Genomic DNA, 18,005 nt, shown 5'->3' on the forward strand with positions numbered 1-18,005 from the left:
TAGGCTCAAGCCCGATCTCGCAACCAATCGAGCACGGGCGCTCGATAGCGCAGTGGTAGCGAGTAGTGGCCTTCGCCTTCCTCCCAGTGACCCTCGGCCGCCGGCACACGGGCGGCGAGGCGTTTCGCGACCTCGCACGGCAGGTTCTTGTCCGCCAGCCCGTGCCAGAAGGCGACCGGCACCCGTATGTCTTCCGGGGAAAAATCCCAGGGTTCGAGGTAGAGCTCGCCCTCCGTTAGAACAGTGTCCGTCCCCTTGCGCACGGCTTCCAGATAGCTGCGGGTCACACTTTCCCAGCAGCCAGCGTCGGCGATCGCCTCGCGGTCGGACGTGGGAATGCTGCGCATCATCCACGTCATCGGGGCGCGCTCCGCGCCGCGGGCGATCATCCAGCGGCTGGCTCCGATCACGCCGGGCGTGACGGCGCGTCGGAGCCGCTTGAGATTCGTCAGGATCCGGTAGGCCCAGTGCATGTTGGCCCGGTCGGCCGGATCGCCGAAGGGTGGCGCCCCGCAAATCACCGCCGCAGCGATCACCCGCTCGGGCAGTGCCGCCGCGGTCGCCAGCGTGTAGGGCCCACCGCCGGAAATGCCGTAGATCTTGAAGCGCCCGATCCCCAGCACATCCGCGAAGCCCGCGACATCGCCCGGCCAGCTCGCGAAACCGCGTCCGGGCAGCGGATCGGACAGCCCCACGCCCGGCCGGTCCAGGGCGAGCAGACGCAGCCCTCGCTCCGCTGCCAGCTCATGGAGCAGCTTTCCTTGATAGCGACTGCTCGGCCAGCCATGGAAAAACAACACCGGCTCGCCCGCGGGATCGCCATATTCCGCGTAGCCTAACATCCGGCCGTCCGGCAGCCGCACCCGTTCGTCTTCCTTCATGACCGCGGCAGGGTAGTGGAAAGACCCGGCAGCGCACATCGAAGTTTCCGGCGGCATCATCGTCACCGTCGATTCCCGGAAACGAAAAAACCGGGAAGCCCCGAAAGGCTTCCCGGCGTGGGAATCAGTGATTGTCAGACCGGCTTAGTTGCCGCGTGGCTGAGGCGCACGCAGGACCGGGTTGATGTCCGTGCCCCAAGGGGTGTTGTCACCCGTGGTTTGGAGGAAACGGCTGCCTTGGATGCTGATGTAGCGGTTGTCGGTACGGATGGTTTCCGGCTTGGCGCTGCCGTCGATGCGGAGCACCACTGCCTTTTCACCATACGGCTCGGGATCGAATTCCCAGTTGGGCTGCGCCTTGTAGAGCGGAGTCACGCAGACCGGGATGCCCGGGTCGCTGGAGGTGCCCAGACCGTCGGTCTGGCTCTTCATCACGTAGCCGAAGCCGACTTCACCCGCAGCCAGCGCCTTTTCGCCGGTGATGATGTCATCACCCTTCTTCGGGCTGTAGCTGGTCTTGCACCAGAAGATCTTCTCCGACTTGGTGCCGGCGGCGATCATCTGACGGAAGTAGTCGTTCGAGAAGGTGCCACCGAAGTTCAGGCTCGAACCGGTTGCGTCCTTCACGTCCGCTGCAGTGTCATTGTCCGGGAAGCTGCCGTAGTCGTTGTCGAAGTCGATGAACGAGAGGTTGATCTGCTTCACGTTGTTGATCGCTTCCGTCCGGTCGGCAGCCTTGCGCTGCTTCAGGATGACGGGAGCCGAGAGGCCCGCGAGGGCCGCGATGATAACGATCACCACGAGCAGCTCCACCAGGGTGAAGCCTCCGTGCTGACGGATGTTGGTTTTCATGTTCTTACTTTGGTTTTGTCTATGATGGGACCCGCTAAGTGGTCCCGTTTTTTATATGTATCCCCGAGCGGCGAACCGCTTGAGGATCGGACAAAACTAATTCCGCCCGGGGCCGCTGCAAGGACAAAGAAAACCGCTGTGGGTCAACGCCCGAAGGCCGCCGCGAGGGAGGCCAGCGCGTCGCCGCTCGGCTTGTCGGCTTCCAGGATCGCCTTCTTCTGAAGCGCCACCAGCTCGGCCGAGCCCTTGGTCGCCAGCTCCAGCATCGCGGACATCTCGGCACCGGTGAAAACCGCTTCCTCGCCGCTGCCCTGCACCTCCACGAATTCACCGCTTTCGGTCATCACCACGTTGAAATCCACCGAGGCGTCCTTGTCCTCGATGTAGTCCAGATCCAGCACCGGCTGGCCATTCACCACTCCGGCGGAAATCGCCGAGACCAGCTTGGTCAGCGGGAAAGCCTTCAGTTTCCCCGCCGCCATCAGCTTGTTCAGGGCGATTGCCAGCGCCACGCAGCCACCGGTGATCGACGCCGTGCGGGTCCCGCCGTCGGCCTGGAGCACGTCGCAATCGATCCAGATCGTGCGTGAGCCCAGCTTCGAGAGATCCGTCACCGCCCGCAGCGCCCGGCCGATCAGCCGCTGGATCTCCGAGGAACGGCCATCCAGCTTGCCGCGCGAGATATCGCGATCCTTCCGCTCCAGCGTCGAGTAGGGGAGCATGCTGTACTCCGCCGTCAGCCAACCGCCCTCGACCCGCTGCATTTTCATCCAGCGCGGCACATCCTCATCGATGGTCGCAGCGCAGATAACGCGCGTATTTCCAAAGGACACCAGCACCGAGCCCGCGGCGTGCGGGGCCACATGGGGAATGAAGGAAATCGGGCGGAGCTGATCCGGCTGGCGGCCGTCGTGGCGGGCGGAAGACATGGGGCAGAGTCAAGGGAAGCCCCGCACTCATGGCAAGTGGGGATGAACCCAATCGCCCGTCACGACAGCGGACCGGGCGGCTAGGCCCGGAGCAAATTCCACCCCGTGACCAGCGCCTTCAAGCCGGCCATTTCGATGGACGGGTCGATGCCGCAGCCCCACAGGATCCGGCCGTCATCGTGCTGGACCTGGACGTAGGCGGCGGCGCTTGCGTCCGACCCGCCGCGGACGGCGTGGGAGCGGTAGTCGGTCACCTTGAAGTCCTTCATCCCGGCATTTGCCATCGCGTGGACGAAGGCATTGATCGGGCCATTGCCGACACCTTGGATCTTCCGCTCCTCGCCGTACAGCTCGATCGTCGCATTGCAGGCGACCTGACCGCGCTCGGTGGTGTGGTGGACCAGCTCGTAGTCCTTCACGGACAGCGGCAGCTCGACGTTGGCGAACAGCTTGTAAAACGCGTCGCGAATCTCGTCGGCCGTCAATTCGCGGCCCAGTTCATCGGCCAGGTCATAGATGCGCTTGCCGACCTGCGGGTGCATCGTCTTCGGCAGGTCCAAGCCGTGTTCGCGGTCGAGGATGTAGGCGATGCCGCCCTTCCCGGACTGCGAATTGATGCGAATGATCGCCTCATACGAGCGACCGATATCCTGCGGATCGATCGTCAGGTAGGGCACGCCCCAAGGGAGATCGGCATCCACGGCGACCTCCTTTTCGCGGCGGTCCAGGCCCTTCTTGATCGCATCCTGGTGGGAGCCCGAAAAGGCAGTGAAGACCAGCTCGCCGGCATACGGGTGGCGCTCCCCGACCGTCATGCGGGTGACCTTTTCATAGACCTGCCGCAGCGAGGTCAGGTCGGAGAAATCCAGCCCGGTATCGATCCCGTGGCCGTTCATGTTCAGCGCCACGTTGACGATGTCCAGGTTGCCGGTGCGCTCGCCGTTGCCGAAGAGCGTGCCCTCCACCCTATCCGCGCCAGCCATCAGGCCCAGCTCGGTGGCCGCCGTGCCGGTGCCGCGGTCATTGTGAGTGTGCAGCGAGACGATCAGCGACTCGCGGCGGTTCAGGTTGCGGATCATCCACTCGATCATGTCGGCGTGAATGTTCGGCGTGGTCCACTGGACGGTGTCCGGCAGGTTGACGATCATCTTCTTCTCCGGCGTCGGCTGCCAGACATCGATGACCGCGTTGCAGATCTCCGCGGCGAAATCCAATTCGGTGTCCGAGAAGGACTCCGGCGAGTATTGCAGGATCACCTCGGTCTGCGGGATCGTGGGGGCCAACTCCTTCACCAGCTTCGCGCCATCGATCGCCAGCTGCTTGATGTCCTCGCGCGAGGCATCGCCGAAGGTAATGCGGCGCTGCAGCGGGGAAGTGGAGTTGTAGATGTGGACGATCGCCTTCTTCGCGCCCGCGATGGCTTCGAAGGAGCGGCGGATCAGGTGCTCACGGGTCTGCACCAGGATCTGGATCGTCACATCCTCCGGGATCCGGTTCTCCTCGATCAGGCGGCGGCAGAAGTTGAACTCCGTGTCCGCGGCGGACGGGAAACCGATCTCGATCTGCTTGAAACCCACCCGGCAGAGCACGTCGAAGAACTCGAGCTTCTCCTCCACCGACATCGGCTGCGGGAGGGCTTGGTTGCCATCGCGGAGGTCCACCGAGCACCAGATCGGGGCGGTCGTGATGGTCTTGTCCGGCCAGGTGCGGTCCGGCAATTGGACCGGCGGAAAGGGCCGGTATTTCGAGATCGAGGCGGTTTTCACGGAAAAAAAGAGAGAATGAGTCTGAAAGGAAAAGGGGCGCCGCAGGAAAATTGCAGCAGCCAGTGGACGGCGGTAGGAAAGGAAAATGCTCAGCGGGTGGCCAGCCCTAGAAGGAGCGGCCGCAGCTCAAGAAGCCCGCGGAGATTCGTCGTCACGGCCCGGACGCTGGCGCGGGAGCTTCGACCTGTCGAGGGGAAAGACGGCAGGCGAGCTTGTCAGGCTCGCCCGCTTTGAAATGATGCACCGCGTGAGGTTACTGTGCGTTGCGTTGCTGTGGATGATGGCCGGCTGGCTGCATGCTCAGGAAACGGACGATTTCACGCCTCCGCCGCCTCCTGCCGATGGCATCCTCGATGAGGCGCGGATGTTCGCGCGCAGCCCCGAGCGGCACAAGGCGGTCGCTGAAACGCTGGCCGCACTGGAGGAAAAGCACGGCTTCCGCTTCTACTTCGTTCTCTACAGTTCGCTCTATGGCCGCAATCTGGACGATCGCGCCCACGTCTTGCAGAGGGCGTGGCTCGGCGACTCGCCGGGTATGGTGCTGGTGCTGGAGACCGACAGCCGGATCTTTCGCCAGAGCCAGACACCGACCAAGGCCGATCACCTTCCCGCGGGGGCGACCCTGCCGGTGACCGGGCCGAAGGAACTCGCGCCGACCGACCTGGGAGCTATCGGCCGCACCATGGAGGAGAGCCTGCGGCAAGCGCCCTCCACCGAGGACTATGCCGAGCGGTTGGCTCTGGGACTGGCGACCGGCATTTCCAAGGTGCTCGATGAACGGGCAGCGGTTCCCGAGGGGACGACCCGGAGCAGCCTGGTCCTGCTGGCGGTGGGCTTCGGGGCGGCGGTCGGCTTGATCGCGCTGCTGGTGGTGGCCGGCCTGAAGCGCGCGGAGGCTAAGGCGCTCGAGCGTTTCGTGTTTCCGAAAGCCACCGTTGGCACCCGTCTGGGCGCACCCTTCGGTGGCGGCAAGGTCAGCTCTCGGAGTTTCGGGAACCGCGAGGCGGGACGATGACCACCGCGTCGCGGTTGCGCCGGGTGATCTTCGGCAGGTGGTGCGGCATGATCGCCGAGAACAAGTGGACGATCGGAAAGGCGAGCAGTGCCAGGATCAGCCCGGAAAGAATCACCCCGAGCAGGAAGGTGGCAGCATTCGCTTCGCCGATCCCTGGAATCTGGAAGGTGCCCGCGAATTCCGGGGCGTCCAGATGCAGGAGATCCTGCACCTGATTGCCGAGCCAAAGCTGGGATACCCACAGCGGAACGTTGGTTAGCGGGTTCGAAACCCAGGTGATCGCCACGGCGAAGGGAATGTTCGCCTTTACCCGCATCGCCGCGATCGCCGCGAAGAGCGACTGCGGAATCAGCGGGATCACCCCGAAGAACAAGCCGATCGCCAAGCCCACCGCCACGGTATCCCGACAGGGCTTCCACAGCCGGCGCTCGAACAGCGGCTGGGTCAGTTTTCTCCACCACACCCGATGGCGCAGCTTCGGATGGCGCAGCGCCCGATAAGCGCGCCTGACCATCCAGAGATACTTTTGCTTCATGCCGTGGTGGTAGAGGGTCCGGTGGTTACGCCGGGCGGCCATAACATCTCTCCGCCTCGACCATCAAGCAACCGCAAATCCCTTGCCGGAGCCGTTCTTGCCCGGCAAGGTCGCGCCACTCCCTCATGAACTGGTGGCAAGCGCTCATCCTCGGCCTCATCGAGGGCATCACCGAATACCTCCCCGTCAGCTCCACCGGTCACCTCATCGTCGCCCAGCGGATGATGTTGGGGAACCTCACCGGCCAGGAAAAAGCGGCGGCGGATTGTTTCGCGATCTGCATCCAGGGCGGTGCCATCGCGGCCGTGCTGGGTCTTTATTTCCCGCGGGTCCGCCAGATGTTCATGGGCCTGCTTGGCAAGGACAAGGAAGGCCTGAAGCTGGTCTTCGCCGTGCTCGCCGGCTTCCTGCCCGCCGCCATCATCGGCTACCTCGCCAATGACTGGATCGAGGAAAAGCTGTTCCTCTTCAAGTGGGTCGCGCTCGCTTGGTTCACCGGCGGCCTCGCCATCCTTGCGATCGACCGCTGGATGAAACAGGGGGGCGGAGCGAAGGGCGTGGAACTCGCCGACATCACGATCAAGATGGCGCTGATGGTTGGTTTCGCCCAGTGTCTCGCCATGTGGCCGGGCACCTCGCGCAGCCTGATGACCATCATCGGGGGCCTGTTGGTGGGCCTGCGGTTGAGCGCCGCGGTCGAGTTCTCCTTCCTGCTCGGGCTGGTCACACTCGGGGCTGCCACGGCGAAAAAGGCCGTTTGGCCGGTCCATCACATCGCGGAGAAATACGATCACAAGCTCGGTGGCACGCTGCTGATGTGGGACACCTACGGCCCGGTCCCCCTGCTCATCGGGGTGATCGCCGCCGCCGTTTCCGCCGCGATTGCGGTGAAATGGATGGTCGGCTACCTGAACCGGAAGGGCCTTGGCGTCTTCGGCTGGTATCGGATCGCGATCGCCGTCCTTGCCGCCGTGCTGATTGCAATGAATGCCTTCGGTCTGGCGGTGGGTTGAGCCGCCCCGCTCGCCGGGCCTAACCGGGACAAGGCGAATTTAACTTGCCCGGGGCCGCCTCCAAGCGTGCACTGGCGGGGTGAGCGGAGCGCCGCAGAAACCCACGATCCTGATTCTGCTGGCCTTGCTCCTGGCCCTGCTGGTGCCTGCCCATGCCCAGCAACGCATCGCGAAGGTGCCCTTGGCGGACGGATTCGACTTCCCCGTCGGCAAGCCTGATGCCACCGGCTACTACAAGGCCCGCGGCATGCGGCTGAGCCCGCCCGTCCACTTCGGCGAGGACTGGAATGGCGCCGGCGGCGGCGACAGCGACATGGGTGCTCCGGTTTACAGCATCGGTGACGGCGTGGTCACCTGGGCCTACGACGTCCATCAGGGCTGGGGAAATGTCGTCATCGTCCGCTACGCCTACCGCGACCCCGCCTCGGGTCAGGTCCGGTTCATTGATGCCCTCTACGGCCACCTTCGGGATATCCTGGTGAAAGTCGGGCAGATCGTCCGCCGCGGCCAGCAGATCGGCACCATCGGGAATAACCGCGGGATGTACCCTGCCCACCTTCACTTCGAGATCCGCCATAATCTCAACATCGGCATGCAGCGCGAGAGCGTGGCCCGGGACCTGACGAACTGGGCCGATCCGACCGAGTTTATCAAGAAGTACCGCCGCCTGAACCGCGACTGGGGCAAGGCCGCCATGCCGCTCGGCACCTATCAGGAGTATCAGGGCTTCAAGGGTCTCTGAGCCATGGCCATCGCCCGGCGCGGACCGACCAAGCCATGGCAGCTCGTCCTGCTGCTGATCCTCGCCGTCGCCAGCTGGGCGCTGAAGCAGCAAAAGTCACCGCCCGCCGCTGGAAAAGCCGAGCGGCCCTCTACCGTCGAGCGGCCCTCCACTGTCGAGCGCACTTCCACCGTCGAGCGGACTTCGACCCATGGCTACGAGGTCATTTCCGGCTGCCGCTGGCATGATGACTCGCACAATGACGGCGATAGCTTCTACGCCAGTCTGCCGGACGGCCGCGTGGAGCAATTCCGCCTCTACTACGTGGACGCGCCGGAAAGCCAGTTCCGCACCTATGGGGGCGGTGCCACCAATCGCGAGCGCATCCACGAGCAGGCACAGGAGATGGGCCTGACCGATGACCAGGCCGTCGAGATCGGCCAGCGCGCCAAGGCCCTCACCCACGACCTGCTCTCACGGGGCACCTTCACTCTCTACACCCGCTGGGACGATCCCTTTGGCGACAAGCGCTACCACGTCTTCGTCACGCCGCCCGATGGCGGGCCCTTCCTTGAGGAGACACTGGTCCGCGAGGGCCTCGTCCGCATTCACACCAAGGGTGCCGACCTGCCTGATGGCACGCCGGTAAAGGAGCGGCTGAGGCAGTTGCGGGAGCTGGAGAAGGAGGCCAAGAAAGCCAAGCGCGGCGCTTGGGGGAAGTAAGCTCGGCAGGTCTTTCTCGGGCAACGTGCAATCGGACATCGACTTGCCCTGCCTGCCTGTGCTAAGGGCTAATCGTTCACCCCATCCCCCCCGATGAGATTCCCCCTGCTTTTCGCTGCGGCGGCGCTTGCCCTCGCGGCTCCCTTGGTCGCCCAGACTCTGGTGTATTCGCTGCCCGGCGAGACCGGCGGCACCTTCTCCTACCTGACGATTGCGCAGGAGGCGGAGTATGCCGACTCCGCGCACCTCGCCAGCACCGAGCGCTACCTCGATCAAGCCACGGTCACCGTTTACTCAAACATCGCCCGGCAGGCCACGGTGACCCTGTCCTTCTATCAGGCGATCGTGGACGACAACGAATACGACGGCCCCGTCGGCCAACCGGGAGTGACGCCCGGCGCGCTCGCCGGCTATCGTCCCGCCGATATGCCGCTGTGGTCCTCCGGTCCGATCACCTTCCAACTGGAGGACGATGGTCCCACCAACCGCAACCTCAACCAGCTCCTCTTCGCGGACATCCACACGCTGGTGCCGGACGACATCTTCTGGTCGGTGAAATTCGAGAACATCAGCAGCTACAGCGACGGCGGTGCCTTCGGCCCGAAGCTGGAAGATGCCGCCAATCTCGCTCCCACTGGCGCGTCGACCGATCCCAGCCGCCTGTATTATCGCGAAATCGGCGGCGAGTGGATGCCGATCTGGATTTCCACGGGTGCCCCGCCGACCAGCACCCTGTCCCTCCAGCTCACGGCTCTGCCCGTGCCGGAACCTTCCGGCGCGCTGCTACTGCTGGGTGGCACCGGTCTGGCGTTTTTCCGGCGGCGGAAGTGACTCATCGGCGGGACCGACGCCACTCCGGTTACTCCGCTCTTATAGGGTTACCGGATTAGCGGAGTTGTCGGGACCTACCAGCCTTGGCGCGCCTTCCACTCCGCCAGGATCGGGACATCGGCCTCGGCCCAATCAAGTTCGCCGAGTTCCTCCGGTCCGCACCAGCGGATCTCGGAGTGCTCATGCGGGTGGGGGGTGCCGGAAAGGATGCGGCAGAGGAACGGATGCAGTCGAATCGGCCCGCGGCCGTAGTCCCAGACCACCGGGGTGAGCGCGGTGCCCGTTTCCACCCGGATGCCGAGTTCTTCCTCCAGCTCGCGGATCAGCGCGTTAGCCGGGTCTTCGCCGGATTCCACCTTGCCGCCGGGGAATTCCCACTTGCCGCCGAGGTGCTTGCCCTCCGGTCGCTTGCAGGCCAGCAGCCGGCCTGCGTCATCGAGGATCAGGCCGGCGACGACGTCGATCATATCACCGGCCGTCGGCGAGGCGCTCGGCCAGCATCGAGGGCAGGCCGGCATCGAGGATCTTCTTCTGCGTGGTGGCGATGTCGTACTCCACGCGGCGGAAGACGACCAGCTTGTGGTCGAGATCGTAGATGGCGTAGCAGGCACGCCAATCGCCATCGCGCGGCTGGCCGACGGAGCCGGCATTGATGAAATACTTGGAGCCGTCCTCGATCACCACCGAGTCGGCGGGGACCTCGGCGACCTTGTCGGTCTTCACATACACGCGCGGGACGTGGGTATGGCCGTGGAAGCAGACCTGCGTGAACTGGTACGAGAAGTTCGACATCGCGTCGAAGCGGTTCGTCACGTAGTTCCAGTGGGCTGGCTGGTCGAGGGTGCTGTGGACCACCGTGAAATCCTCGACTTGGCGGACCATCCGCAGGCGGCGCAGCCAGGTGCGCTGCTCATCGGTCAGCTGCTCGCGGGTCCACTCCAGCGCGGCGGCGGCCACCGGGTTCATGGAATCCAACGAATGGGTGCCGGAGGCATCCTCGTCGTGGTTTCCTTTCACCACCGGGCAGTCCATGGCACGGACCTTTTCCAGGCAGGCGCCCGGGTCCGCATTGTAGCCGACGACGTCGCCGAGGCAGACGTAATCGGTGCATCCCTGCTCGGCGGCATCGGCCAGCGCGGCCTCGAGGGCTTCGAGGTTGGCGTGAATGTCACCGAAAAGAGCGATTCGCATGGGAGAATGGCGGCGGGAGAGGCTTTAGGGGAGGGTTCCGGCGGCTGTCGAGTCAAACCCGGTTCAATGGTCAAGTGCGAGCCTTTCGCCATCCTTCTCCTTCTGACGGATGAAACTCTTGTCGTCTTCCGGGGAAATCCCGCGACGCCGCTCCAGAAGGCGGACGGCGGCCTCCACGCCGCGCTCCGGCATGCGATCCAGCAGGTTGTTCACGTGGTATTCGCCCAGATTCCGCAGGGCCTTTTCCTCGCTGCCGAAAATCTCCAGCGCCAGCGCGGCCGGGTCCTCAGGCTCATGGAGTTGGTATTCCAAGGTGTAGCGCAGGCACAGCAGGGTGGGGACGCGGTTTCCCTGCTTGGCCAGCAGGGAGCTGACGGCGGCCAGCATTTCCTTGGGATCGGCTCCGGCGCGGGCTTCGGCGAAAAAGCGCTGGCGGTGGATGTGCGGCGGGGCCTTGCCGGTGGCCACGGCTTTTCGGAAGGCCTCGACCGCCGCCTTGTCGTCCGGTTCTCGCCGGGCGTCGGAAAGAAGCTGCCCGTAGAGGGAAGGGAGCTGCCAGTCGCCGGGATTGTTGGCGATGCCGCGCACGTAGAAGTTCCGGCCTTTTTCGATCCAGCGGTGCGCTTCCGCCTTGGCCCGGAGCGGCGGCAGACCGGAATCCATGCGATACCACGAGGAGGCATTGTAGGCCATGTGCCACGCACCCATGTCCCAGTAGTAGGGTCCCCGGGGCGACAGCTGGACGGTGGTCTCCATCAGCTTTTCCACCTCGGGCCAGTCGCAGGCGGTGAATGCCTCGGTGGCCTGGAGGTGGGTGAAGGTCGCGACCAGCGTCCGCAGGCCGGCGAGGGCGATCGCCGAGCTATTTTGGCCGATCCGCTCCTTGATGCCGATCTCGAGCGGGGCAGAAAGCAGCCCCTCTTCCCGGAATCGGGCGGTGATCGCCTGCTCCGCTGGCAACCGCAGCAGGCCACCGGCGGCGAGAACCACCACGGCGAGCAGGTTTCGGTGGCGGGCCTTCATCTCAGAACTCCTTTTTCGAGAACATCAGCCAGGACACGAACAGGTGCAGCACCAGATAGAAGGCGGTCATGCCCAGCGGACCCGAGAGGTCCTTCAGCGTCAGCGTGGTGCCCGCGATCAGGTCATCGACCACATTGTAGAGCTGGAAATTCGGAAAGAAGGTGGCGACCACCAGCCCGGCCAGACGCTCCAGCGGCCCGGTCCCATCCTTGCTGAAATAGGCGGCGCGGGCGGTTTCCTGGAAGTTGCCGATGAAATAGACGATGAAGCCGGTGATCGTCGTGAAGAGCGTGCTGGTCGAGATAATGGACAGCATCAGTGCCGACGAGGACACCACCACGGAGCGAAGGAAGACCAGCAGCACTGCCCCTTGCAGGTCCCAGGTGGTGCCTTGGCGCAGCGTTTCCAATCGGAGCGACTCGATCTGATCCTTCGGCCAGCCGGCTTTCAAGGCGGCCGCTTCCTGTGCCTCGACGACCAGGTGGCTGCGGAGTGCCAGCACGCCGGACATCAACAGGTCCATCACCAGTAGCGAGGCGAACAGCAGCAAGATGACGCCGCCCAATTTTCCCACGAGGTAGTCGAGCCGGGGCACCGGCTTGGCGAGGATGGTGTAGAGCGTGCGGTCCTCCACGTCCTTCGGCAGGAGCAGGGCCGTGGCCACGATTCCTAGCACCACGGAGAACAGGGTCATGGTTCCCAGTGACCACGAGCGGATCGAGCGCAGCACATCGACGCCTTCCAAGTCCGCGCGGTCGAGGCCCTGGATGTTGAAGAGATTGCTCGCCAGCAGGATCAGCGCGAAGATGCCGAGGAAGTAGAAGACCTTCATCCGCACCAGCTGCGTGAAGGTGTGCATCGCGATCACGCCGATGCGGCGGGGATCGAGCGGACGGTTGGGCGCGGGGCGGGACATCGGGTCAGCGGTCAGTCGCGGCGGTTCACGGTTTCCTCCAGGAAGAGACGCTCCAGCGTGGTCTTCGGGCGGCCGGTGCGCACCAGCTCGGCCTGGCCGTCGGCTTCGATCTGGGCGGTGAGTTTTTCCAACAGCTCCGGCGAGGCATTGCGCAGCACGATCTCGCTTTGGTCGCCGATCGCCAGCAGGTCATCGATGCGGCCTTCCTTGACCATCTTGCCGCGGTAGATGATGCCGACACGGTCGCAGACCTCCTGCACCTGCTCTAACAAGTGCGAGCAGAGGAACACGGTGATGCCGCGGGCCTTCAGATCGAGGATCAGGTCGCGGATCTCGCGCGAGCCGACCGGATCGACACCGGCGGTGGGCTCATCGAGGATGACCAGCCGCGGCTCCTGCACCAGCGCCTGGGCCAGGCCGATGCGCTGGAGCATGCCCTTCGAATAGCCGCCGAGCCGGCGGTCGGCAGCACCATCGAGGTCCACCAGATGGAGAAGTTCCTTCACCCGGGCCTCCAGTGACGCGCCCCGCAGGCCGCAGAGCTTGCCGTAGAAGCGCAGGGTCTCCGCGCCGCTGAGGTGCTTGTAGAAATAGGGATTCTCCGGGAGGAAGCCGACATCCTGGCGTGAATCGACCTTCATTGAGTCATTGCCAAAGATCCGGCAGACTCCGGAGTCCGGCTGCACCAGCCCGAGCAGCGCCTTCATGGTGGTGGACTTGCCGGAGCCATTCGGCCCGATCAGCCCGTAAACCTCGCCAGGAGCGATGGTTAGAGACACGCGGTCGACCGCGCGCAGCGGTTCCTTGCGGCCCGCCGGGCGGAAGTCTTTCACCAGATCTCGGATCTCTACGGCGGTTTCCATCGGCGCGCGGAGGATGCTAGAGGGAGAGCGCCACCGGCAACGTGTTTCGCGTCCGGGTTTTATTCCGGGTGGCCCGTGGCCATTTGCCGGATGACATCCAGAGCCCGGATAGAAAGCGCTGGCGTCCCGCATGGAGATCACTAATTCATAACTCAATGAAACCCTCCGTCCCCCTGCTGATGCTGCCGGTTGCCCTTGGAATCGGCTATTTCGCAGGGAGGCATGGACAGGCTTCGCCCGATGCCCGGGCCGGCACCTCCGCCGGGCCTGCCCTTGAATCGAAGGTGGCTACGCGAGGTTCACGGACTGACCCGTTTGGCGGGGACATGCTCTCACTGTCATCGATGGAGGACCTGCGGAAGGTCTTCCGGCATCAAGGCGAGTCGGTGGCGTCCGCCCGGCTGACGCTGGCGGTGAATGAACTCAAGGCCGACGAGATCCCCGCGCTGATGGAAATGGTGCAGAAGGAGGCCCGGGACAACTCGAACCGCTACGATCCCGTCAGCTACACGCTGATGGGCGCGCTCTTTGAGCGGTGGGCGCTGGTCGATCCGGCGGCATCGGTCGCGTTCGTGATGTCCTGCAAGTCGCGCTCGTTCCAGAAAGGGGCGGCGGGAAGCTGCTTCGGGGCCTTGGCGAAGGCCGACCCGGATCGCGCGATGATGGAATTTGAAAAGCTGCCGAAGGGCGAGCTTCGCGAGTCTGCGGGCATGGCGATGGTGAACACCCTGGGTGACACCGATCCGGCGGCTGCCTGCAACTTGCTGGAGAAGGAAGCCAGCCCCGCAGGATTCAGCGACTACTACACGGCGCAGGTTTTCGGAAAGTGGGCGCAGACCGACCCGGTGGCCGCGGCGGCCCGCTTCGCGACTCTGCCGCCGGACCGGGCGGGCGACCGCACGGCGGGGATGCTGGCGGCGAGCTGGGCGCAGAAGGATCCGGACGCGGCCCTTGCATGGGCCAAGACCCTGAGCGGCGACCGCAAGGGCACCTCGGCAGCGGAAGTCTACAAGGTCATCGCCCGCGAGGATCCGGACAAGGCATGGACGCGGCTCATGAGCGAGCCGGGTTATCTGCGGGGAAGGATCGTCGGAGGGATTTTGGAAATCGTGGCTGATGAGGACCCGGGCAGGGCCATGGCGATGCTGACGAAGATGGAGAACAAGGCGGACCTGCGCATCGCCACCAACAGCTTCCTGCAGAACTTGAACTGGAATGACACGCGGCTTGCCTTCGATCTCATCGATCAAGTGAAGGACCCGGCCACGCGGCGGGAAAACCTGGGGAACCAGATGTACTACGCCGCCTGGGGCACGCCGGACCTGCTCAAGGAACAGATCGCCAAGCTCACGGACCGGGAAAAGATCGATACTTCGGGTGCGGTGTTGCGGGGCCTGGTTTCCTCCGATCCTGCGGCGGCGGAGAAATACTTCCTCGCGCTGCCGGAAGCACAACGCGACACCGACACGCTTGAGGAAATGATGCAGGCCTACACGAACCGCGATCCGAAGAAGGCCCTCGATTTCGCCGTGGCTCTCCAGAACACGCAGGAACAGACCTCGGCGGTGAAGGGGCTTTTCGAAAGTTGGAGCCGCGAGGATCCTGAGGCCGCGGCGGAGGGTTGGAAGAAGCTGCCCGCTGGGCAAAGCCGCTTGGAAGCCCTCGACAATGTCGCCAGCTCATGGAGCCAGAGCGATCCGGAAGCGGCCAAGGCGTGGGCGGACAGTTTGAGCGGTGCCGAGAAGGCACGCGCGCTCGCCGCCGTCCTGCCCTCTCTGGCCCGCGATCATCCGGACACCGCCAGCGCCCAGCTTGCCCGCCTCATTGCCTCGCCGCCGGATGGCATGGGCCAGAACCTCGCCTCCTCCGCCGAAAGACTGGCCGGTCAGTGGGCGGCGGACGATCCGGCCTCCGCATCGGGATGGGCCGCGGCCCTTCCCGAGGGGCCGGCGCGCGATGCCGGGCTCAAGGCAGTCGCGGCCTCCTGGAGCCAGTACGATGCCATCGCCACATCCCAGTGGCTCGGCACGTTGGCAGCCGGTAGTTCGCGGGATGCCGCCATCCAGCCACTGGTCGGGCAGGTCCGGGACAGCGACCCTGCCACTGCCTTCTCGTGGGCGGCTTCGATCACCGATGAAAACGCCCGTCTCAACGAACTGCGCCAGACCCTGAAGTCCTGGCGAGGGTCCGATTTGCAGGCCGCGCGTGCGGCGTTCGAGGCGGCGGATCTTTCCGCCGGGGAACGGGAGAGGCTGGCGAAGGAGCTTCAGTGAATTCTCTCGCCACTTCGGAAAGCTTTTTCCAGCGTCCTACGATGAAAGCCCTCCTTCCCTTGTTTCTCCTGATCGCCGTATCGGCGGCCGAAGAACTGACGATCCAAGAACTCAAGGCCGGTTTGGTTGAAGGCGTGGAGGCCTTTGACACGGTGAAATTGACCGCCGACGGCAAGCCCGTTTCTTTCGATCTCAAGCTCGGCGAGAGCCCCGTCAAAATCGGGAAGGACGTCTTCGACGGTTTTCGTTTCCGCTGCCCGGAGCTGCCGGAAGGCACCCACTTCGTGTGGTACTTCAACGCGCCCAAGGATTGGGGGAACTGGTACATCGTGCCGGTGGAGGGAGAGCCGGGCCAGGCCTTCAAGGGATGGCTGGAGGGCGACAAATATTACGAGACCTTCGACAAGGTTGCGGAGAAAGACCGGTTGAGGATTCTTCAGACGCTCGCAGGGTCCTACTTCACGGCGGGCAAGGACTACCTGATGTGGTTCCGCAAGACCGGCGAAAGTCCGGATGCGGCACTGCGCGGCACGGCCACCTTTGCCAAGGGGGATAATGACTGGGATCACGAGGCCGTGGAAAAGGCGCTTGGCCTGAAGGAAGCGTCGCCGGAAGTGCAGATCGCCGCCACCGGCTGGCGCGGCGGGAAGATTCTTCTCGATCGCGAGTTCTTCGCGCCGGCGGACGCCGCAAGCCAGATCGATTCGGCATTTTTCAGCATCCGGAGCACTCGTCGCATGCGCGGCGGATTCTTCATCACCACCCAGATCGCGGTCCCTCCCTGCAAGACATCGCCTGCCTTGGCCGCGATCCGCGAACGCTACGGCGCGCCGGACTTCGTCCGCAGTGGCGAGGAGCTCGAAAAGGTCCGCAAGCACGGTGACGGCGACGGGATCGACAAGGAGGATCGCCAGCGGACCTGGCACTACTATGATCATTTCGCGTTCGAGGTGGACTCCAAGGCGGCCGATCCCAAGGTGCTGAGGGTGGTGACCCAAGGCAGCGATTTCTCCCTGGTCGGGCCTCCGGCCCAGGGATCCTCCTTCGCCACCATCGACATTGAGAATCTCACGGTTTTTCACCGGGACGGAAAGGAAGTCGGTCGCGCCTACTATTTCCGCGAGGGTGACAAGGAACCGCTGTTCATCACCGAACCGCCGCCGGGAGTGTATGTCGCCGACGATGAGCGGCTGACCGCGTCAAAGGACGGCGAGTGGCTGTGGGAAAGTCTTCATCCGGGAGGCAAGGTCGCCCGCAAGCTGCCGATGAAGCACCATCGCCTGAACGGCAAGGCCGAGGGCTTCAATCCGGAGGGCGGGCTCACCTTCACCGCCGAGTATCGCAACGGCGTGCTCAATGGCGAGGTGGTCCGGCTGGACGGCAAGGGGAAGGAAATCTCCCGTCAGAAATTCAAAGACGGCGAGAAGGTGGACAAGAAATGAGGCAGGGAGGAAAAGGCACCGCCCGCCTATCAGGCCAAGTTGTACCAAGCGAGTTCTTGTCAAAGTCCGCCGCTGGTGCAGGCTGATAGCTTCCCATGAAAAGAGCACTTCCATATCTCGGCGCGGCATTGGTCGCGCTGCTTCTCCCCTCCTGTCTCGAAAACACGACCACCATCAAGCTGAACAAGGATGGCAGTGGCACCATCACCGAGGAGACCCTCTTCAGCGCTGAAGCCAGCGCGATGATGGCTGACATGCCGGCCGGCGGCGAAAACCCCGTGGGCAAGTTCTCCGATCCCAAGAAGGCCGCCGAGTCCGCCGCCAAGATGGGTGAGGGCGTCACGGTCGAGAAGACCGAGGCACTCAAGAAGGACGGCCGCGTCGGCGGGCGGGTCGTTTACAAGTTCAAGGACATCAACCAGGTGAAGTTCAAGCCCGGCGGCGCAATGGCCGACGCTGGCAAGGACATGGGACCTCCGGGGGATGCACCTGATGGCGCTGCCGCCAAGCCAGAGGACAAGCCGATGACCTTCACCTACAAGGACGGCGTGCTCAAGATGATGAACCCCGACGCCAAGCCGAAGGGTGATGCCAAGAAGCCTGACGCCGAAAAAGGCGCTGCTCCCGACAAAGAAGAAGAGACCGATCCCCAGTCTCTGGCGATGGCGCAGCAGATGTTCAAGGACATGCGCATCACCGTGAAGCTCGAGGTTGCGGATGGCATTGCCGAGACCGATGCGACCTATAAGGACGGCAATGTGGTGACGCTGATCGACATGCCTTTCGGCAAGATCATCTCCGATCCCGTGAACATGAAGAAGCTGGAAGCGATGAAAGACGCCAGCCCCGCCGACGCGGCCGCAGCCTTCAAGGATATCCCCGGCCTCAAGATCGAGACGAAGGACGAAGTCACCGTGAAGGTGAAGTGAGGTTCTGAGGTTTCTTGTTTTTCTATCAGGCAGGCCTCGCTTTCGGGGCCTGCCTTTTTTGGCGACCAATTTCAGCAGCTGCGAATTCAAGTGTATGTAGTC

The 18,005-nt window shown here is 64.1% G+C and carries 18 protein-coding genes; 8 read left to right on the forward strand and 10 right to left on the reverse strand.

The features are described from left to right. Nucleotides 1–5: 5 nt before the first annotated feature. From WKV53_RS20825 to leuA, 4 genes are all read right to left on the reverse strand, one after another. Complete coding sequence (locus tag WKV53_RS20825; RefSeq protein ID WP_341406730.1) at nt 6–881, reverse strand: alpha/beta fold hydrolase; 876 nt, start codon at nt 879–881, stop codon at nt 6–8. 144 nt (nt 882–1,025) lie between these two features. Next, nucleotides 1,026–1,733 carry a type II secretion system protein gene (locus WKV53_RS20830; protein ID WP_341406731.1) on the reverse strand — a complete coding sequence of 236 codons (708 nt, stop codon included), beginning with the start codon at nt 1,731–1,733 and terminating at the stop codon, nt 1,026–1,028. Between the two features lie 143 nt (nt 1,734–1,876). After that, nucleotides 1,877–2,662, reverse strand: a complete 786-nt coding sequence (rph, locus tag WKV53_RS20835; protein ID WP_341406732.1) for a ribonuclease PH — start codon at nt 2,660–2,662, stop codon at nt 1,877–1,879. 80 nt (nt 2,663–2,742) lie between these two features. Further along, the gene (gene leuA, locus WKV53_RS20840; protein WP_341406733.1) at nt 2,743–4,428 is read right to left on the reverse strand and encodes a 2-isopropylmalate synthase; all 1,686 of its coding nucleotides are present in this window, start codon (nt 4,426–4,428) and stop codon (nt 2,743–2,745) included. 235 nt (nt 4,429–4,663) lie between these two features. On the opposite strand from leuA, the gene WKV53_RS20845 reads away from it, so the two are divergent. Continuing rightward, nucleotides 4,664–5,443, forward strand: coding sequence for a hypothetical protein (locus tag WKV53_RS20845; RefSeq protein WP_341406734.1), 780 nt, complete (start codon nt 4,664–4,666; stop codon nt 5,441–5,443). Here the strand turns inward: WKV53_RS20845 and WKV53_RS20850 are convergent. Further along, nucleotides 5,403–5,978, reverse strand: coding sequence for a DUF2062 domain-containing protein (locus WKV53_RS20850; RefSeq protein ID WP_341406735.1), 576 nt, complete (start codon nt 5,976–5,978; stop codon nt 5,403–5,405). The genes WKV53_RS20845 and WKV53_RS20850 overlap by 41 nt on opposite strands. 125 nt (nt 5,979–6,103) lie before the next feature. On the opposite strand from WKV53_RS20850, the gene WKV53_RS20855 reads away from it, so the two are divergent. The 4 genes from WKV53_RS20855 (at nt 6,104) to WKV53_RS20870 (ending at nt 9,266) form a co-directional block, all read left to right on the forward strand. Continuing rightward, nucleotides 6,104–6,991 (forward strand): undecaprenyl-diphosphate phosphatase, encoded by an 888-nt coding sequence (locus WKV53_RS20855; protein WP_341406736.1) that lies wholly within the window; start codon nt 6,104–6,106, stop codon nt 6,989–6,991. Nucleotides 6,992–7,070: 79 nt separating this feature from the next. Next, entirely contained in the window at nt 7,071–7,733 is a 663-nt protein-coding gene (locus WKV53_RS20860; RefSeq protein WP_341406737.1) for a murein hydrolase activator EnvC family protein, read from the forward strand. Between the two features lie 3 nt (nt 7,734–7,736). Beyond that, a complete protein-coding gene (locus tag WKV53_RS20865) occupies nt 7,737–8,435 on the forward strand; it encodes a thermonuclease family protein (protein WP_341406738.1) in 699 nt (232 codons plus the stop codon). Between the two features lie 93 nt (nt 8,436–8,528). Then, nucleotides 8,529–9,266 carry a PEP-CTERM sorting domain-containing protein gene (locus WKV53_RS20870; RefSeq protein WP_341406739.1) on the forward strand — a complete coding sequence of 246 codons (738 nt, stop codon included), beginning with the start codon at nt 8,529–8,531 and terminating at the stop codon, nt 9,264–9,266. 74 nt (nt 9,267–9,340) lie between these two features. Here the strand turns inward: WKV53_RS20870 and WKV53_RS20875 are convergent, their stop codons facing one another. The 5 genes from WKV53_RS20875 to WKV53_RS20895 all read right to left on the reverse strand — a co-directional run bounded on the left by WKV53_RS20875 (nt 9,341) and on the right by WKV53_RS20895 (nt 13,259). Further along, a complete protein-coding gene (locus WKV53_RS20875; RefSeq protein ID WP_341406740.1) occupies nt 9,341–9,733 on the reverse strand; it encodes a (deoxy)nucleoside triphosphate pyrophosphohydrolase in 393 nt (130 codons plus the stop codon). Between the two features lies 1 nt (nt 9,734). Next, the gene (locus WKV53_RS20880; RefSeq protein WP_341406741.1) at nt 9,735–10,457 is read right to left on the reverse strand and encodes a metallophosphoesterase family protein; all 723 of its coding nucleotides are present in this window, start codon (nt 10,455–10,457) and stop codon (nt 9,735–9,737) included. 63 nt (nt 10,458–10,520) lie between these two features. Then, nucleotides 10,521–11,480: a hypothetical protein gene (locus WKV53_RS20885; RefSeq protein WP_341406742.1), complete on the reverse strand. Its 960-nt coding sequence runs from the start codon at nt 11,478–11,480 to the stop codon at nt 10,521–10,523. A 1-nt stretch (nt 11,481) separates the two neighbouring features. Further along, nucleotides 11,482–12,396: an ABC transporter permease gene (locus WKV53_RS20890; RefSeq protein ID WP_341406743.1), complete on the reverse strand. Its 915-nt coding sequence runs from the start codon at nt 12,394–12,396 to the stop codon at nt 11,482–11,484. A gap of 11 nt (nt 12,397–12,407) precedes the next feature. Next, nucleotides 12,408–13,259: an ABC transporter ATP-binding protein gene (locus WKV53_RS20895; protein ID WP_341406744.1), complete on the reverse strand. Its 852-nt coding sequence runs from the start codon at nt 13,257–13,259 to the stop codon at nt 12,408–12,410. Between the two features lie 155 nt (nt 13,260–13,414). Between WKV53_RS20895 and WKV53_RS20900 the strand changes: the two genes are divergently transcribed. The 3 genes from WKV53_RS20900 to WKV53_RS20910 all read left to right on the forward strand — a co-directional run bounded on the left by WKV53_RS20900 (nt 13,415) and on the right by WKV53_RS20910 (nt 17,903). Continuing rightward, nucleotides 13,415–15,532 (forward strand): serine/threonine-protein kinase, encoded by a 2,118-nt coding sequence (locus WKV53_RS20900; RefSeq protein ID WP_341406745.1) that lies wholly within the window; start codon nt 13,415–13,417, stop codon nt 15,530–15,532. A 41-nt stretch (nt 15,533–15,573) separates the two neighbouring features. Beyond that, nucleotides 15,574–16,974 carry a toxin-antitoxin system YwqK family antitoxin gene (locus WKV53_RS20905; RefSeq protein WP_341406746.1) on the forward strand — a complete coding sequence of 467 codons (1,401 nt, stop codon included), beginning with the start codon at nt 15,574–15,576 and terminating at the stop codon, nt 16,972–16,974. Between the two features lie 95 nt (nt 16,975–17,069). Then, on the forward strand, nt 17,070–17,903 hold the full coding sequence (locus WKV53_RS20910; RefSeq protein WP_341406747.1) for a hypothetical protein: 834 nt from the start codon (nt 17,070–17,072) through the stop codon (nt 17,901–17,903). Nucleotides 17,904–18,005 lie beyond the last annotated feature (102 nt).

This window comes from Luteolibacter sp. Y139, assembly GCF_038066715.1.
Taxonomy (GTDB): domain Bacteria; phylum Verrucomicrobiota; class Verrucomicrobiia; order Verrucomicrobiales; family Akkermansiaceae; genus Haloferula; species Haloferula soli.

Coding starts and splice junctions, on each gene's coding strand:
- WKV53_RS20825 (WP_341406730.1), bottom strand. CDS start 881: ATGAAGGAAGACGAACGGGTGCGGCTGCCGGACGGCCGGATGTTAGGC.
- WKV53_RS20830 (WP_341406731.1), bottom strand. CDS start 1,733: ATGAAAACCAACATCCGTCAGCACGGAGGCTTCACCCTGGTGGAGCTG.
- rph (WP_341406732.1), bottom strand. CDS start 2,662: ATGTCTTCCGCCCGCCACGACGGCCGCCAGCCGGATCAGCTCCGCCCG.
- WKV53_RS20845 (WP_341406734.1), top strand. CDS start 4,664: ATGATGCACCGCGTGAGGTTACTGTGCGTTGCGTTGCTGTGGATGATG.
- WKV53_RS20850 (WP_341406735.1), bottom strand. CDS start 5,978: ATGAAGCAAAAGTATCTCTGGATGGTCAGGCGCGCTTATCGGGCGCTG.
- WKV53_RS20855 (WP_341406736.1), top strand. CDS start 6,104: ATGAACTGGTGGCAAGCGCTCATCCTCGGCCTCATCGAGGGCATCACC.
- WKV53_RS20865 (WP_341406738.1), top strand. CDS start 7,737: ATGGCCATCGCCCGGCGCGGACCGACCAAGCCATGGCAGCTCGTCCTG.
- WKV53_RS20870 (WP_341406739.1), top strand. CDS start 8,529: ATGAGATTCCCCCTGCTTTTCGCTGCGGCGGCGCTTGCCCTCGCGGCT.
- WKV53_RS20875 (WP_341406740.1), bottom strand. CDS start 9,733: ATGATCGACGTCGTCGCCGGCCTGATCCTCGATGACGCAGGCCGGCTG.
- WKV53_RS20880 (WP_341406741.1), bottom strand. CDS start 10,457: ATGCGAATCGCTCTTTTCGGTGACATTCACGCCAACCTCGAAGCCCTC.
- WKV53_RS20885 (WP_341406742.1), bottom strand. CDS start 11,480: ATGAAGGCCCGCCACCGAAACCTGCTCGCCGTGGTGGTTCTCGCCGCC.
- WKV53_RS20890 (WP_341406743.1), bottom strand. CDS start 12,396: ATGTCCCGCCCCGCGCCCAACCGTCCGCTCGATCCCCGCCGCATCGGC.
- WKV53_RS20895 (WP_341406744.1), bottom strand. CDS start 13,259: ATGGAAACCGCCGTAGAGATCCGAGATCTGGTGAAAGACTTCCGCCCG.
- WKV53_RS20900 (WP_341406745.1), top strand. CDS start 13,415: ATGAAACCCTCCGTCCCCCTGCTGATGCTGCCGGTTGCCCTTGGAATC.
- WKV53_RS20905 (WP_341406746.1), top strand. CDS start 15,574: ATGAAAGCCCTCCTTCCCTTGTTTCTCCTGATCGCCGTATCGGCGGCC.
- WKV53_RS20910 (WP_341406747.1), top strand. CDS start 17,070: ATGAAAAGAGCACTTCCATATCTCGGCGCGGCATTGGTCGCGCTGCTT.